Source organism: Microvirga sp. 2TAF3 (assembly GCF_052114965.1).
Classification (GTDB): domain Bacteria; phylum Pseudomonadota; class Alphaproteobacteria; order Rhizobiales; family Beijerinckiaceae; genus Microvirga.
Map to the genome: position 1 here is coordinate 170284 of NZ_JBFRFT010000005.1, position 16671 is coordinate 186954.

13 protein-coding genes are annotated in these 16671 nt (G+C 62.8%); 10 read left to right on the top strand and 3 right to left on the bottom strand.

Annotation, left to right across the window (positions count from 1 at the left end):
• Positions 1–119: 119 nt before the first annotated feature.
• Both AB4Y97_RS07505 and AB4Y97_RS07510 read left to right on the top strand, forming a co-directional pair.
• Entirely contained in the window at positions 120–338 is a 219-nt protein-coding gene (locus tag AB4Y97_RS07505) for a hypothetical protein (RefSeq protein WP_441998400.1), read from the top strand.
• Positions 339–578: 240 nt separating this feature from the next.
• A complete protein-coding gene (locus tag AB4Y97_RS07510) occupies positions 579–3194 on the top strand; it encodes an Rne/Rng family ribonuclease (protein WP_441998401.1) in 2616 nt (871 codons plus the stop codon).
• Positions 3195–3220: 26 nt separating this feature from the next.
• Here AB4Y97_RS07510 and AB4Y97_RS07515 read toward each other — a convergent pair whose 3' ends face one another.
• The gene (locus AB4Y97_RS07515; protein ID WP_441998402.1) at positions 3221–4402 is read right to left on the bottom strand and encodes a pyridoxal phosphate-dependent aminotransferase; all 1182 of its coding nucleotides are present in this window, start codon (positions 4400–4402) and stop codon (positions 3221–3223) included.
• 214 nt (positions 4403–4616) lie between these two features.
• Between AB4Y97_RS07515 and AB4Y97_RS07520 the strand changes: the two genes are divergently transcribed.
• The 5 genes from AB4Y97_RS07520 to aat all read left to right on the top strand — a co-directional run bounded on the left by AB4Y97_RS07520 (position 4617) and on the right by aat (position 8877).
• Positions 4617–5393 (top strand): DsbA family protein, encoded by a 777-nt coding sequence (locus AB4Y97_RS07520; protein ID WP_441998403.1) that lies wholly within the window; start codon positions 4617–4619, stop codon positions 5391–5393.
• Between the two features lie 184 nt (positions 5394–5577).
• Positions 5578–6045: a type II 3-dehydroquinate dehydratase gene (aroQ, locus tag AB4Y97_RS07525; RefSeq protein WP_441998404.1), complete on the top strand. Its 468-nt coding sequence runs from the start codon at positions 5578–5580 to the stop codon at positions 6043–6045.
• Between the two features lie 26 nt (positions 6046–6071).
• Complete coding sequence (gene accB / locus AB4Y97_RS07530; RefSeq protein ID WP_441998405.1) at positions 6072–6551, top strand: acetyl-CoA carboxylase biotin carboxyl carrier protein; 480 nt, start codon at positions 6072–6074, stop codon at positions 6549–6551.
• Between the two features lie 5 nt (positions 6552–6556).
• A complete protein-coding gene (gene accC / locus AB4Y97_RS07535; RefSeq protein ID WP_441998406.1) occupies positions 6557–7921 on the top strand; it encodes an acetyl-CoA carboxylase biotin carboxylase subunit in 1365 nt (454 codons plus the stop codon).
• A gap of 287 nt (positions 7922–8208) precedes the next feature.
• Positions 8209–8877 (top strand): leucyl/phenylalanyl-tRNA--protein transferase, encoded by a 669-nt coding sequence (aat, locus tag AB4Y97_RS07540; protein ID WP_441998407.1) that lies wholly within the window; start codon positions 8209–8211, stop codon positions 8875–8877.
• Between the two features lie 12 nt (positions 8878–8889).
• Here the strand turns inward: aat and AB4Y97_RS07545 are convergent, their stop codons facing one another.
• Positions 8890–9495, bottom strand: coding sequence for a DUF2155 domain-containing protein (locus AB4Y97_RS07545; protein ID WP_441998408.1), 606 nt, complete (start codon positions 9493–9495; stop codon positions 8890–8892).
• A 604-nt stretch (positions 9496–10099) separates the two neighbouring features.
• On the opposite strand from AB4Y97_RS07545, the gene AB4Y97_RS07550 reads away from it, so the two are divergent.
• Positions 10100–10765, top strand: a complete 666-nt coding sequence (locus tag AB4Y97_RS07550; protein ID WP_441998409.1) for a dihydrofolate reductase family protein — start codon at positions 10100–10102, stop codon at positions 10763–10765.
• A 219-nt stretch (positions 10766–10984) separates the two neighbouring features.
• Positions 10985–11608 carry a hypothetical protein gene (locus AB4Y97_RS07555; RefSeq protein WP_441998470.1) on the top strand — a complete coding sequence of 208 codons (624 nt, stop codon included), beginning with the start codon at positions 10985–10987 and terminating at the stop codon, positions 11606–11608.
• A 271-nt stretch (positions 11609–11879) separates the two neighbouring features.
• Here AB4Y97_RS07555 and AB4Y97_RS07560 read toward each other — a convergent pair whose 3' ends face one another.
• On the bottom strand, positions 11880–12290 hold the full coding sequence (locus AB4Y97_RS07560; RefSeq protein WP_441998410.1) for an NADH:ubiquinone oxidoreductase subunit NDUFA12: 411 nt from the start codon (positions 12288–12290) through the stop codon (positions 11880–11882).
• A 687-nt stretch (positions 12291–12977) separates the two neighbouring features.
• Here AB4Y97_RS07560 and AB4Y97_RS07565 point away from each other — a divergent pair.
• Positions 12978–16652 carry a vitamin B12-dependent ribonucleotide reductase gene (locus tag AB4Y97_RS07565; protein ID WP_441998411.1) on the top strand — a complete coding sequence of 1225 codons (3675 nt, stop codon included), beginning with the start codon at positions 12978–12980 and terminating at the stop codon, positions 16650–16652.
• Positions 16653–16671 lie beyond the last annotated feature (19 nt).

Below are 16671 nucleotides of genomic sequence, written 5' to 3' on the forward strand. Positions count from 1 at the left end.
TACCTCCATAGTCTCGATTTCGTTAATGAAACCTCACCTCTATGGCTTTATTGTTGCGTCACTGTTGCAACTATGGCACGGTGTCTCAGCACCTTGCCAAACGCATGGTTAGATCTGTAATGATCATGATCCCGTCCGGCATGGCCGATTCTGGCGGCGGGTCCGTGGAGACGGTTGTCTTGACCGATCCGCTGGACTCCCGCCACCCTCGACAGGCCCACGGACAGGTTCAAATGGCGATAATTCTCGCCTTTAATACGCCGGTGGCCAGTTCGATCTGGCGCATCGATTTCGAAAGGGCCGTCGTTGAATGGTTGCGCAAGCGAAGTCAGTCCTGACTGTCGTAACGGCACCGTTCGATGCGCGCGATCGGTTTCGCGCCCGCCCATGCTCCGCTCAGTTCGGCGTGGCGTCGGCCCAACTTAACCCAGAATGCGCCCTTGTGAGGCGCACGATGGCGACCGCTCGCAATCCGAACGCAATTTTCGCCCGTCGCCCTGTCATGCGGCGCGGCACCCCGCCCTCAATGCGGCTCCTGCCTCAGGTTCTGCCCACGGTCGCCATGTCGAGAGTTCAACATGGCAAACAAGATGCTCATCGATGCCTCCCACCCGGAAGAAACCCGGGTTGTGGCGGTACGTGGTCAAAAGGTCGAAGAATTCGACTTCGAATCCGCTAACCGGAAGCAGCTGCGAGGCAATATCTACCTCGCAAAAGTCACCCGGGTCGAACCGTCGCTCCAGGCCGCCTTCGTCGAGTATGGCGGGAATCGCCACGGCTTCCTGGCTTTCAGCGAAATTCATCCGGACTATTACCAGATCCCCATGGCTGACCGCATCGCGCTCCTCGAGGCCGATGCCGAGGCGCAGCGCGAAGAAGAGCTAGAGGAAGAGCGCCGCCGCAATCGTCGTCGCCGTTCCGCTCCCAAGCGCGCGCAGGCCGGCGAAGCAGTCGTTTCCTCGGAAGCCGAGGCCGGTGAGGGCGAAACGCCCGGCATGACGGAAGGCGAGACCTCCGGTGAGGGCACCGAGGCCATTGCCGCAGAAGCGCCGGAAGGCGCGGAAGACCGTCCCGTCGAGCAGGCTCACGAGCACGACGGACACGAGGCGGAAGCCTCCGACGAAGACCATGGCAACGAAGACCATGGTGAGGAAGACCATGGCGACGAGGATCATCACGAGGATGATCACGAGGACGCGGTCGAGCAACTCGGCGGTGGCGACGCCCTGGAGGATATCCCCCAGCGTCCACGCACGCAGCGCAAACAGTACAAGATTCAGGAAGTGATCAAGCGCCGGCAGATTCTGCTGGTGCAGGTCGTCAAGGAAGAGCGCGGCAACAAGGGCGCGGCGCTCACGACCTATCTGTCGCTCGCCGGCCGCTATTCGGTGCTCATGCCCAATACGGGCCGGGGTGGCGGCATTTCGCGCAAGATCACCAACGCGGCCGACCGCAAGCGCCTGAAGGAAATCGCCCAGGATCTGGCAGTGCCGGAAGGAATGGGCATTATCCTGCGCACGGCGGGCGCCTCCCGGACGAAGCCGGAAATCAAGCGCGATTACGAATATCTGATGCGGCTCTGGGAAAGCGTGCGCGAGCTGACCCTGACCTCGTCGGCTCCCGCCCTCGTCTATGAGGAAGGCTCGCTCATCAAGCGCGCCATCCGCGACCTGTACAACAAGGACATCGACGACGTTCTCGTCGCCGGCGACGAAGGCTATCGCGAAGCGAAGGACTTCATGCGCATGCTCATGCCGAGCCATGCCAAGATCGTCCAGCCCTACCGCGAGCCGCAGCCGCTCTTCGCGAAATACGGCATCGAAGCGCAGCTCGACGCCATGTTCTCGAACAATGTCACCCTGAAATCGGGCGGCTATCTTGTCATCAATCCGACGGAAGCCCTGGTCTCCATCGACGTGAACTCGGGCCGCTCCACCCGCGAGCACAATATCGAAGACACGGCGCTGCGCACCAATCTCGAAGCAGCCGAGGAAATCGCCCGCCAACTGCGCCTGCGCGATCTCGCCGGCCTCATCGTGATCGACTTCATCGACATGGAGGAGAAGCGGAACAATCGCGCCGTCGAGAAGAAGCTGAACGAGTGCCTGAAGAACGACCGCGCCCGCATCCAGGTGGGACGCATCTCGCCTTTCGGCCTGCTCGAGATGTCGCGTCAGCGCATCCGTACGGGCGTGCTCGAATCCTCCTCCGTTCCCTGCGCCCATTGCGCGGGTACGGGCTTCGTCCGCTCGACGCCGTCCGTTGCCCTGCACGTGCTGCGCTCGATCGAGGAAACCCTCATCAAGAATGCCGGCTACAACCTCATCGTCCGGACCCGGATGGAGGCGGCCTTCTACATCCTGAACCAAAAGCGCGTGCATCTGCGCGAACTGGAAAGCCGCTTCGGTGTCGCCATCACCGTCATGGCGGATGACAGCCTGACCGGCACCACGACCTATATGATCGACCGCGGCGAGCCCGCTCTGCGGCTGGAACAGAAATCCGCCGCCACCGGCGTCCAGATCGACGCGATCATGCCTGTCGACGAGGCCCCCGAAGTCGAGATTGAAATCCCGACGGAGGAAGAAGACCAGGTCGAGGAAGCGCATGCCGGCGAGGAGCGCGAGGAGGAAGGCGAAGGCGAAGGCGGTGGACGCCGCCGCCGCCGTCGCCGCCGCCGCCGGGGTCGCGATCGTGAGACCGCCCGGGGCGAACTCCATGCCGAAGGCGCGGCCGGCGAGGCTCTCCAGGAAGCCGAGGGCGAAGAAGGCGAAGAAGGCGAAGAAGCAGCCGAGGCAGGCGAAGCGGTTGCCCGCGAGGCGGCCGAAGCCGAAGCCGATGGTGAAGACCGGGCCGGTCGTCGCCGTCGTCGGGGCCGTCGCGGCGGCCGCGGCCGCAGCCGCGACGAGGCTGTCGAGTTCGCGATCGAGGAAGGTTTCGTCACCCCCCGCGAAGAGGAAGCTGAATCTGCTCCCTCCGAGCCCGCTCCGACGGAAGCGGCACAGGTCGTCGAGACGATGGATCGCATCATTGCCCCGCCGTCTCAGCCGGCCGATGAACCCGCAGCCGAGGCCCCGGAGCCGGTCATTCCCGAGCCGGAACCGGTCGCCGTCGTCCTGACGCCTCCTGATCCGAACCGCCCCAAGCGCGCCGGCTGGTGGTCGAAGGCCAAGTCGGTTCTCGGCGGGTCGTAAGAGCGCCGAACCCGGACTGACGGAAGTTATTTCAACCAGGTCGCGAGGCGGGCAACCGTCTCGCGACAGTCGTTTTCGGAGCCCGCGAAGGACAGGCGCAGGTAATGCGAGCCCTCGATGGGGTCGAAATCGAGGCCGGGGGTTGCAGCCACACCCGCCTCTTCCAGCATGCGCCTGGAAAAGCCGATGGAATCGTTCGTGAAGCGGGCGATGTCGGCATAGATATAGAAGGCGCCGTCCACCGGATGCATCTCGGTGATGCCGAGCCGGGGCAGCTCTTCCAGAAGCAGCGCGCGGTTGCGGGCGTAGCCGGCCTTGACGGCTTCCAATTCGTCGATGGCATCGAAGGCTGCCAACGCCGCCACCTGGGAGAGATAGGGCGGCGAGATATAGAGATTCTGCGCCAGCCGCTCGATCGGTCGCACCAGACGGTCCGGCACCACGACCCAGCCGATGCGCCAGCCGGTCATGCAATAATATTTGGAAAACGAGTTGATCACGACCGCATCGTCGTCGGTGGTCAGGGCGGTTGTCGCGGGCTCGCCATAGGTCAGGCCGTGATAGATCTCGTCGGAGACGAACCAAAGCCCCAGGCGGCGGCAGGTTTCGCCGAGTGCGGCCAGAGCCTCGCGGCCGATCATCGTGCCCGACGGGTTGGCCGGGCTCATGGCGAGGATGCCGTGAAGCGGCCTTTCCGCATGCGCCTTCTCGATGGCCCGGGCCGTCATGATCCAGCCATCCGCCTTCGACAGCGGAATGATGACGGGCTCGAGATCGAGTGCCTCGAGGATATTGCGATAGGCCGGGTAGCCAGGCGCGGTGATCGCAACCCGTTGACCGGGATCGAAAAGGCTTAAGAAAGCCAGCACGAAGCCCGCCGACGAGCCGGTGGTCACGACGACCCGTTCGGGGGCGAGGCTCACCCCATAGGTGTCCCGGTAATGCCGTGCGATCCGCTCGCGTAGGGCAGCCATCCCGAGCGCCTCCGTATAGCCGATACGGCCGAGATCGAGGGCGGCCTTGGCGGCCTCACGGGCGGCCCGCGGCGCTGGGGCGGAGGGCTGGCCCACCTCCATATGGATGACGCTGTCCCCTCGCCTTTCTTTTGCCGCGGCCGCGCTCAATACATCCATGGCCAGGAAGGACGAGACGCGGTCCATGCGGCGCGCGACGACGGGCAGGTGAAGTTCGGGAAGAGCTTTTGTCATGAATGGGCTCGTAACCGCTTGAGGGTTAAGCCTCAAGGATCTTCATGCCAACGAAGCCGTGAATTGACGCTATGCACCCAAACTCGTAACTCTCGCCCCATATATCATCGTCCCGTCATTCGCACGCGAACGGCCTGAGGACGAAGGCTATTTTATCATCTGCCTTGGGGACCGCTTCTCCGGGCACGATCCAAGCTCCCGCAAAGGACCGTCCATGCGCTTTTCGCTCCTCAAATCCTGTCAGGCCGCCATTCTGCTCGGCGCCATGGCATTCGGTCCGTCCGCCATGGCACAGAAGGCCGAGTTCTCCGATCAGCAGCGCCAGGCCATCGGCGAGATCGTGAGGGATTATCTTCTGAAGAACCCGGAGCTGCTGCAGGAAGTCATCGCGGAGCTGGAAAAGCGCCAGGCGGAGAGCCAGCGCGTGGCGCAGGCCAGCGCCTTGAAGGAAACCCGGCAATCCCTTCTCAATGCGCCTCATTCCCTGGTCGTCGGCAATCCCTCCGGCGACGTGACCCTGGTCGAGTTCTTCGATTACAATTGCGGCTACTGCAAGCAGGCGCTCAACGACCTGCAGACACTCGTTAAGAGCGATCCCAAGCTTCGTGTGGTTCTGAAGGACTTCCCCGTCCTCGGCCCTGACTCCGTCGAGGCGAGCCGGGTAAGCTTGGCCGTGAAGAACCAGCTCCAGGGCGAGAAGCTGTTCGACTATCACGTCAAGGTCCTGGGCGCCCGTGGCCGGGTCAACGGCGAGAGGGCCATGTCCGTAGCCAAGGAGATGGGGCTCGATATGGCCCGGCTCCAGAAGGACATGGCGGGCCCCGAGGTGCTCAGCGCCCTTCAGGAGAATGCCGGTCTCGGCGACAAGCTCAGCCTTACCGGGACACCGGCCTTCATCATCGGGGACGAGGTCATTCCCGGAGCGGTCGGACTCGAGCCCCTCAAGCAGGTCGTCGCCAATGTCCGCCGGTGCGGCAAGGCCAACTGCTGATCGGGCAAGCGCCGATAGCGGCGCACCTTTCCCTATCGTCAGACTCCCGGGGAGCCGTCACGACCGCCAAGGGCCAAGCTAAGCTTTGGAAAGGCTTGGTTTTCCCCTTCCCCCGGGATCGCCTTTTGGCTAAGACGGCGTTTCGGCTCCACATCTCGGAGCTCTTTGGAACGCTCCATACGCGATGATCACCGTCCACGTCCTCAATGGACCCAACCTCAATCTGCTCGGCCGCCGGGAGCCGAATGTCTACGGCAGCATGAACCTGCCTGAAATCGAGCAGCTTGTGCGCGAGAAGGCTGATGCCTTGGGCGCGTCGATCACGTTCCGCCAGTCGAACCACGAAGGACATCTGGTCGACTGGATCCAGGAAGCGGGAGTTCAGGGAGCCGGCGTCGTCATCAATGCCGGCGCCTATACCCACACTTCGATCGCCATCAGGGACGCCATAGCCGGCAGCGGCGCCCCGACGGTCGAGATTCATCTATCGAACGTTCATGCTCGCGAAGGCTTTCGCCATCGCTCGTTTATCGCCCCGGTCTCCGTGGGCGTGATCTGCGGTTTCGGCCCGATGAGCTACCTGCTCGGCCTCGAGGCGATTCACCGCGTCATGGTCGAGCGAGCGCAGCAAGCCAAGCCCTCCACTCATTAGTTCCTCAAGAATAAGAGGTGAGCCCCATGGCCAAGGACAACCCTTTCGATCCCGATCTCGTGCGTGAGCTGGCGAACTTGATCGCCGACACCGATCTCACTGAGATCGAAGTGGAGAAGGGCGACCTACGCATCCGCGTGGCGAGAACCGTCACGGCTGCGGTGACCGTTCCCGTTGCGGCGCCTTCCCTTGCTGCCGCTCCCGCGCCGGTCGTCGCGCCTCCTCCCGTCGTCGCTGAGGCCGCGCCGAGCGCGAAATCCGCCGCCGCCCATCCGGGCGCGGTGCTCTCGCCTATGGTCGGCACTGCCTATCTCAGGCCCTCGCCGGATGCGAAGCCCTTCGTGGAGGTCGGCTCCAAGGTCCAGGCCGGCGACAAGGTTCTGCTCGTCGAGGCCATGAAGACCTTCAACGAGATCACGGCCCCCCGCGCCGGCACCGTGACGGCGATCTTCGTCGAGGACGGAACGCCTGTCGAATACGGCGAACCGCTGCTCGTCATCGAGTAATGGCGATGTTTGACAAGATCCTCATAGCCAACCGCGGCGAGATCGCCCTGCGCATCCTGCGCGCGGCGAAGGAGCTTGGCATTGCCACCGTCGCCGTGCATTCCACCGCCGATGCGGATGCCATGCATGTACGCCTCGCCGACGAGAGCGTCTGCATCGGCCCGCCCGCCGCCCGCGACAGCTATCTCAACATCCCAGCCCTGATCGCCGCCTGCGAGATCACCGGCGCTGATGCGGTCCATCCCGGCTACGGCTTTCTGTCCGAGAATGCCCGCTTTGCCGAGGTGCTGGAACATCACCACATCGCCTTCATCGGCCCGAAAGCGGAGCATATCCGCATGATGGGCGACAAGATCGAGGCCAAGCGCACCGCGAAGCGCCTCGGCATTCCCTGCGTGCCCGGCTCGGAAGGCGGCATCACGGACGAGGCCGAGGCCAAGCGCGTCGCCAAGGACATCGGCTATCCGGTGATCATCAAGGCTGCCGCCGGCGGTGGCGGTCGCGGCATGAAGGTGGCGCGGACCGAGGACGATCTCGTCCACGCGCTTGCAACCGCGAAGACCGAGGCGAAGGCCGCTTTCGGCGACGACGCGGTCTATATCGAGAAGTACCTCGAGAAGCCGCGCCACATCGAGATCCAGGTTCTCGGCGACGGCAAGGGCAACGCCATCCATCTCGGCGAGCGCGATTGTTCGCTCCAACGCCGCCACCAGAAGGTCTGGGAGGAAGGTCCCTCCCCGGCTCTCAATGTCGAGATGCGCGAGCGCATCGGCGGCATCGTGGCCAAGGCGATGCAGGACCTGCAATATGCCGGTGCCGGCACCATCGAGTTCCTCTACGAGGACGGTGAATTCTATTTCATCGAGATGAACACGCGCATCCAGGTGGAGCATCCGGTCACCGAGATGATCACCGGTATCGATCTGGTAAACGAGCAGATTCGAATTGCGGCAGGCGCGCCCCTCTCGGTGAAGCAAAGCGACATCAAGATCGAGGGCCACGCCATCGAATGCCGCGTGAATGCCGAGCATCACGCGACCTTCCGCCCCTCGCCCGGCACCATCAGCTATTTCCACCCGCCCGGCGGACTCGGCGTGCGGGTGGATTCGGCGGCCTATCAGGGTTACCGCATTCCCCCACATTACGACTCGCTCGTCGCCAAGCTCATCGTGCATGGCCGCACCCGCAACGAGTGCCTCATGCGCCTGCGCCGCGCCCTCGACGAGTTCGTGGTGGACGGGATCGAGACCACGCTCCCTCTCTTCCGCACTCTGGTGCGCAACCCGGAAATTCAGAACGGCCAGTACGACATTCACTGGCTTGAGAACTTCCTGAAAACGGGCGGCCTCGACAACGTCGAGCAGGGCTGACGCGGCACTCCCGCGCCAGTCCTCCATTATCGCCAGGCAGTGCCTCGGACTAACCCTTCAGGCTAGTCCTGAAGCAAGCTTAGCAATTCATCCGGTTAAGAGAAAAGGCTGCCAAGTTCAAAGCTTGGCAGCCTTTTTTGTCTCCGGCTGCGATGGCGTTCGGAGCGTTCAACGGGTCTTGAACGACGTGATGCTTGTGCCGCACACTACTTATTCATTCCGGCCTGACAACTTAACGCCCACGCCCTATTCTCTAAAGCTCACGCTGTCATCAGGTCTGGTTATGGATGAGTAGGGCATCTGATCGCGCTCTCGAAATTACCCCCGAGATCCTTCTCAGGGCCTACGCCGCAGGCATCTTTCCGATGGCGGAGGATGCGGACGATCCGTCCTTGTTCTGGGTCGAGCCGCGGGAAAGAGGCATCATCCCTCTCGAGGGATTTCATGTCGGGAAGCGCCTTGCCCGTACCGTGCGTTCCGATCAATTCGAGATCAGGGTGGACGAGGATTTCGACGCCGTTATTGCAGGTTGCGCCGCACCCGCTTTCGACCGGGAGAAAACCTGGATCAGCCGCCGGATCCGGGAACTCTACGGCGAACTCTTCGATGCGGGCTACTGCCATACGGTCGAAGTCTACCGGGACAATCGTCTGGTCGGCGGCCTCTACGGCGTGCGTCTGAGAAGCGCCTTCTTCGGCGAGAGCATGTTCCATGCCGAGCGCGATGCATCCAAGGTCGCGCTCGTTCATCTGGTGGCCCGCCTCCGGCGCGGCGGCTTCACTCTCCTCGATACCCAATTCGTGACGCCGCATCTGGCGCAATTCGGTGCTATCGAAGTGCCGCGTCGCAACTACAAGCAGATGCTCCGGAACGCCATGGAGTTCGACGCCGATTGGGATACCTGGCCGCAAGGCAAGATCGTCAGCGGCGAGGAAATCCTCGCCGAGATCCCGTAAACTTTTCCAGCCTTATCGGTCGTTGGAGCGGTTATTGCCGAGGATTGGCGTCGGTGGAGCGCGCCGGACCGGCTGTCGTGGCAAGGGAGCAACCTCGACCGGCGGCGGAGCGGTCTGCGCCGCAGCGGAGGGAGGGCTCATGATATCCCCGGGCCGGGTGGCTTCGACCGGCCGACGGGGATCGTGCTCGATGGGCGGCGGCTCCTCCGCAAGTTCCTTCGGCTCCGCGATGACTTCAGAGCCGCCTTTGCAGTCGACGAGCCAGATATCGTAAACCGGGTGCTCGACGCCGTGCAGCCCCGGGCTCGCGGCGAACATCCAGCCGGAAAAGACCCGGCGGGGCTTGCCATCGGTTCCCGTCTCGTCGACCTCGACGAAGGATGTGGTGTTGGGATTCTCGTTCGGCGGCTTGGTGAAGCAGACGCGCGCGGTCATCTGCAGGGCACCGAACTGCACAGTCTCGTCGATGCCGACTTCGAAGGAAACGATCCGCCCGGTGATCTTGTCGAGTCCCGAGAAGACAGCCGTCGGGTTCTTGATCCTGTCAGCCTGAGCCGCGCTTGCGCCGCCAATCACCGATGCGAGCACCAAAGCGGCCCGCGTCCAACCGAATTTCATATTGTTCGTCCACGCCGTGAATCAGCCGGCCAAGCGTGGCCGTCTTTGCGTTGCAGCCACGCGTTAACACGGTAACGGTGTTGGAAAAAGGGCAACGTGTCCGAAAGATTGGCTAGGGTCATGGATATCCTATAACCCGGCCCGACGGAAAAAATCCCTCGCGCATCCAATAGCCTATTCTCTTGCGATGGGTGCCGCCTATCGCCCGCATCTGAAAATCGGGTGGAGAGCGAATCTGCTCCGAGCCCAAGGACTGCGATAGATTTCCCGTGATTTTGTTCGTCGGCGGGATCGGTTGCACAGCATGGATTGTTCCCCCTCGGCCAGAAGTCCAGTTACGACCAGCTGCTGCCATCGCCGACGCAACAGGACCCATGACCGCCTTATCGACTTCCGAAAGAGGAAGAATGTCCCTAGACTGCGCCCTTGCCGATGGGCCTAGGAGTTTGGCCTTATCCGGCGCCTAAGATGCTCTGACATCGGCGATGCGACCGATATCATGGGGAATAGATGCCTCGCTTCCACGCGCGGGAAAATTAGCACTGTCGGATTTCGGATCGGCACGCGCCGATCCATCCTCGATGCAGACATGATGGAGCCCGAAATGAGAAAAGTCGTCTCCGCCGCTTTCGTGAGTTTGGACGGTGTCATGCAGGCGCCGGGCGGGCCGCCGGAGGACCCCACGGGCGGCTTTACTCATGGTGGGTGGACAGTCAACTATTGGGACGAGCCCATGGGGCAGTTCATGGGCGAAATCTTTTCAAGCCCCTTCGACCTCCTGCTCGGCCGCAAGACCTACGAAATCTTCGCCGCCCACTGGCCCTTCGTCGAGGGCGGCGATCCGACGGCGGAGTTGTTCAACGCCGTCACCAAATATGTCGCCACGTCCTCCACGGAGCCGCTCACCTGGAAGAATTCCGTCGCCTTGCGCGGAGACGTTGTAGCTGAGATAGCTCGGCTGAAGCAGGAGGACGGGCCGAACCTGCTGACCCAGGGCAGCAGCGTCCTGCTGCAGACCCTGCTCGCGCACGATCTGATCGACGAATTCCGGCTTTTGATTTTCCCGCTCGTCCTCGGCCCGGGCAAGCGCCTGTTCGGCCAGGGCACCAAACCGGGCGCGCTGAAGCTTGCCACAACCAAGGTGTCGACAACGGGTGTCATCATGAGCGTTTATGACCGTGCAGGCGCGATCAGTACCGGATCGTTCGAGCTGCTGCATCCCTCGGAGGCCGAAATCGCACGGCGGGAGCGAGTGAAGCGCGAGGGCTGAGATGCACTTCGAAGCGCCACGTGGTAGCGGTCGTTGTTTATGGGCTATCGTTTATGCCAGCGATTGCGGAGACTGCGACGTTGGCGCGTCGTAGGCCGTTCGGGAAGGTAAAGCCTGAATCTCCGCTTCCTGACGTGGGACTAATGTTTGCTGTTGGCGCGGAGCGGACTTCATAAGGAGGACGCTCAAGACCCGCACTAAGGATTGCCCGTGAAAACGATGTCGCCCTCCACTGCACCTGACGACTCCGTCCGGCAGCGGCTTGGCTTCCTCAGCCTGGAGGATACCGTCGCCCTGGGACGGCACGATATCGACATCCTCGACCCCTGCTCGACTCTGATATCGCCGGGAGCGAATCTGGGTCGGGGGGTCGTTCTCTGGCCCGGGACCGTGGTGCAATGCCCCCACGATTCCGGGGTCGCCATCGGCGATGGCACGGTGCTGTTTTCAGGAACCCGTATCGTTGCCATCGACGGATCCGTCCTGATCGGCGCGGGGGCCGAGATCGGTGAGGAAGGCGGCTTTACGATCAAGGCCGAGGCGGGAGCTTTGATCGAGATAGGCGACGGTGCGCGCCTGCTCGGCGGAGGATCGCTCACCCTGCCCAATCGAATCGGCCAGGGTGCTCAAATTCTCGGACCGATTCGGTGCCAGAACTGCCGCCTGGGCGACGGCGGCACCTATCGCGATTCGGAACCGGATGAACGGGGCGGCGTACTGAAAGGCGTAGGGATCGCTCGCAATATCGAGGTGCCGAAAGGCCACGTGATCCAGGCTTTCGGACTGTTCGCGGAGGCCCCGATGCACCGTCAATCCTTCTTCCACCCACTGGCGAAAGGCTGATCGATTCTCAGTCGAAGGGCGTCCGCCTCTCGAACGGGTCGGGCGCAGGCGCCGTCATCGGCGTGCCTTCCTTCTCCCGCCGGACGAAATGGGCCACGGAACAGACGGGCGAGCACAGGATTCCCCGATCCGACCAATAGGCCGCCCCCTTTTGAACCTGCCCTCCATAATAAGCAAAATCAGTGTGGCCGACAGGCAGGCCACATTCCACGCAGGCTCTGGGCTGGGATCTGGTCAACATGCCTTTGAGCGGAACAAGGCCAGGAAAGCCTTATTCTCCCGGGGTCCAGGGAACGTAATCGCCCGTCGCGGAAGGGCGCTTGCCGGTTGCGAGCATCGAGCCAGAAGGCCGATAGGCCAGAGGCGTACCCGTCATGTTGGGGACGAAAGGCTTTTCCCACTCGCGCGGCTGGTAAGGTTCCTCGCTCGGCGGCAGAGCGGAATTATGGCACATCCAGGCGCGCCAGCCGGGTGGCACCCGCGAGGCATCCGCATCGCCGTTATAGACGACCCAGCGGCGTTCGGGGCCGACGGAGCGATCGATCAGAGGGCCCAAGGCGCGATAATATTTATTGCCGAACTCGTCCGTACCCACGAACTGGCCACGGCGCCACGTGTAGAATCGGGTCCCGAGCGTCGTTCCGTTCCACCACGTGAAGAATTGAATCCAAAACTGTTTCATCGCTGCCGCCAAAGGGGTTCGTGAAGTCGCGCGGAATATGGCTTCACGCCCGCGCGAAGTCCAGCCTTACGCGCAAGGGATTCCGCGTCTGATTCTCTCTTGAGGCGCTGCCGGGCATCCGGTGCGGGATTTTCCTAGGATTATGGCCAATTTTGACGAAGGAAATCTCCCTGCGGCAAACAAGGATGCGATTTTCAAGCGTTTTGTGTCAGCAAAAAACTCCCTCTCTGTTTAGGGGGCTATTCACCTTAAAATTAAGCCGGCGAAGCTTGGCCGTCGTGACATCCGGATTTGGATTCTGAAAGGAGTCTCCGAGGCTTAGCGGAACGTCAGCCAGCTATCCACAATTTTCACAGGCCACACTATATATAGTTTGGAACCGCGCCCAACGACACAAGTTCTTGACGTAAGGCTCGCAACACGACTAGCTTGAGACAGTGCCGATCCGAGACCGGCAACCGGTCTGAAAAGGCCGGTCGTACATCCCTCAAGGACGAGCGTCAGAGCCACGCGGCAGCATTTCGCCGTGGGGCCGAATGGTGTCCGGGATGAAGCCGAACTCGGGCGTGTTGCGCGTGTGGCGGTCCGAAAAACGGACCGTGGGGGCGTCAAAAAATTGTGGGGCTGGGAGCTGCGAGGAAATTCGCAGCCCGGGGACTTATTGTCTCTAAATATAGGAATAGACTGATGCGGATCGAGCGGCGTTATACGAAAACCGGGCAGTCGCCCTACTCTTCCCTCGCCTTCCGGCTCGCCACGAGCGAGATTCGCAACCCTGACGGGTCTATCGTCTTCAAGCTCGAGAATATCGAGGTGCCGGAGACCTGGAGCCAGGTCGCATCCGACGTCCTCGCGCAGAAATATTTCCGCAAGGCCGGCGTGCCCGCGCGCCTGAAGAAGGTCGAGGAGAACGACGTTCCCTCCTGGCTCTGGCGCTCCGTGGCCGACGAGGCCGCGCTCGCCGAGGTACCGGAAGAGAAGCGCTATGGTTCCGAGATCTCCTCCAAGCAGGTTTTCGACCGCCTCGCCGGCTGCTGGACCTATTGGGGCTGGAAGGGCGGCTATTTCTCCTCCGAGGAGGATGCCCAGGCTTTCTATGACGAGCTGCGCTTCATGCTCGCCAACCAGATGGTCGCGCCGAATTCGCCGCAATGGTTCAACACCGGCCTGCACTGGGCCTACGGCATCGACGGGCCGAGCCAAGGCCACTTCTATGTGGATTACAAGACCGGCAAGCTGACCCGCTCCAAGTCGTCCTACGAGCACCCGCAGCCGCATGCCTGCTTCATCCAGGGCGTCGAGGACGATCTTGTGAACGAAGGCGGCATCATGGACCTGTGGGTCCGTGAGGCGCGCCTGTTCAAATACGGCTCGGGCACCGGCTCGAACTTCTCCAAGCTGCGCGGCGAAGGCGAGAAGCTCTCCGGCGGCGGCCGCTCGTCCGGCCTGATGTCCTTCCTCAAGATCGGCGACCGGGCAGCGGGCGCGATCAAGTCCGGCGGCACCACGCGCCGCGCGGCGAAGATGGTGGTGGTCGATGTCGATCACCCGGATATCGAGGCTTATATCGACTGGAAGGTGAAGGAGGAGCAGAAGGTCGCCGCCCTCGTCACCGGCTCCAAGCTCGGCAACAAGCACCTCAAGGCCATCATGAAGGCCTGCGTGAATTGCGAAGCGCCGGGCGATGCCTGCTTCGACCCGGAGAAGAACCCGGCCCTGAAGCGCGAAATCAAAATGGCGCGCCGGGTCATGATCCCGGACAACTACATCAAGCGCGTCATCCAGTTCGCGCGTCAGGGCTACACGGATATCGACTTCCCGATCTACGACACGGATTGGGACTCGGAGGCCTATCTCACCGTCTCCGGCCAGAACTCCAACAACTCCGTCTCGCTCACCGACGACTTCCTGCGCGCCGTGGAAACGGATGCCGACTGGCACCTGAAGGCGCGCAAGGACGGCAAGGTTCTGAAGACCCTCAAAGCCCGCGACCTGTGGGAGCAGATCGGCCACGCCGCCTGGGCCTCCGCCGATCCGGGCCTGCACTTCAACACCACCATGAACGACTGGCACACCAGCCCTGCCGGTGGCCGCATCCGGGCGTCCAATCCGTGCTCGGAATACATGTTCCTGGACGACACGGCCTGCAATCTCGCTTCCGCCAACCTGCTGCAGTTCTACAATCACGACACCAAGGCTTTCGAAGCGGATGCCTTCGAGCATGCCTGCCGTCTCTGGACGGTGGTGCTCGAAATCTCGGTGATGATGGCGCAGTTCCCGTCGAAGGAGATCGCGCAGCTCTCCTACGAGTACCGCACGCTGGGCCTCGGCTACGCCAATATCGGCGGCCTGCTCATGACCATGGGCCTGCCCTATGACAGCGAGGCTGGCCGCGCGCTCGGCGGCGCGCTCACCGCCATCATGACCGGCGTGTCCTATGCGACCTCCGCCGAGATGGCGGGCGAGCTCGGACCGTTCCCGAATTACAAGGCGAACGCGAAGCACATGCTGCGCGTCATCCGCAACCATCGCCGCGCGGCGCATGGCTTGGTCGAGGGCTACGAGGGCCTCTCCGTCAACCCGGTTCCGCTCGATCACGCCTCCTGCCCGGATCAGAGCCTCGTCGCGCATGCCAAGCGCGCCTGGGATCAGGCGCTCGAACTCGGCGAGAAGAACGGCTACCGCAACGCGCAGGCCACCGTGATCGCGCCGACCGGCACGATCGGCCTCGTGATGGATTGCGACACCACCGGCATCGAGCCCGACTTCGCGCTCGTGAAGTTCAAGAAGCTCGCCGGCGGCGGCTATTTCAAGATCATCAACCGGGCCGTGCCGGATGCGCTGCGCGCCCTCGGCTACCGTGAATCCGAGATCGCCGAGATCGAGGCCTATGCGGTCGGCCACGGCTCCATGAAGCAGGCGCCCGCCATCAACCCCGGCTCGCTCGCCGCCAAGGGCTTCACGGACGAGAAGATCGAGGCTATCGAGAAGGGCCTGAAGAGCGCTTTCGACATCAAGTTCGTCTTCAACAAGTGGACGCTCGGCGAAGACTTCCTGACGCAGAACCTCAAGGTTCCGGCGGAAAAGCTCAACGATCCGTCCTTCGAGATCCTTTCCTTCCTCGGCTTCTCGAAGGCCGATATCGAAGCGGCCAACATCCACATCTGCGGCGCGATGACCCTCGAGGGCGCTCCGCACCTGAAGACCGAGCACTACGCAGTGTTCGATTGCGCCAATCCCTGCGGCAAGATCGGCAAGCGCTATCTCTCGGTGGAGAGCCACATCCGCATGATGGCGGCGGCGCAGCCCTTCATTTCGGGCGCGATCTCCAAGACCATCAACATGCCCAACGACGCCACGGTCGAGGATTGCAAGAACGCCTACATGCTGTCCTGGCATCTGGCGCTGAAGGCGAACGCCCTCTACCGCGACGGCTCCAAGCTCTCGCAGCCGCTGAATTCCGCTCTCATCGCCGATGACGAGGAGGATGCGGATGATGCGGTCGAGACCCTGACCGCCCTCCCCGCCGCCGCGAAGGCTGCCCACCTCTCGGAGAAGATTGTCGAGAAGATCGTGGAGCGCGTGGTGGCGATCCGCGACCGCGAGAAGATGCCCGACCGCCGCAAGGGCTACACCCAGAAGGCGGTCGTGGGCGGGCACAAGGTCTATGTCCGCACCGGCGAATACGACGACGGTCGCCTCGGTGAGATCTTCATCGACATGCACAAGGAAGGCGCGGCCTTCCGGGCGATGATGAACAACTTCGCCATCGCGATCTCGCTCGGCCTGCAATACGGCGTGCCGCTGGAGGAATATGTGGAGGCCTTCACCTTCACCCGCTTCGAGCCCGCGGGCTTCGTGCAGGGCAACGAGCGCATCAAGAGCGCGACCTCGATCCTCGATTACGTGTTCCGCGAGTTGGCCGTGTCCTATCTCGGCCGCAACGACCTCGCCCATGTGGACCCGTCGGAAGCCGGCCCTACCACCATCGGCCAGGGCGAAGCCCAGTCGAAGGCGCCGGAAGCCGCCCCCGCCACGCCCTACATCTCCAAGGGCTTCGTGCGCGGCAACTCCGACCGCCTGATGCTGATCCCCGGCGGCGCCAGCCAGCAGCGCACCGGCACCACGGGCCTCACCATGGGCGCGACAGCGCTGAAGGAAGAGCCGCGTGAGGAAAAGGTCGGCGAAGCAGACCTCGCCAAACTCGGCTTCACCGCCCCCTCTATCGCCGACCGGCGCGCCGAGGCGAAGATGAAGGGCTATGTGGGCGAAGCCTGCCCCGAATGCGCAAACTTCACGCTGGTGCGGAACGGGACGTGTCTGAAGTGCGATACGTGCGGTTCGACGACGGGGTGCAGCTAATCCTCAGCTAACGATAACG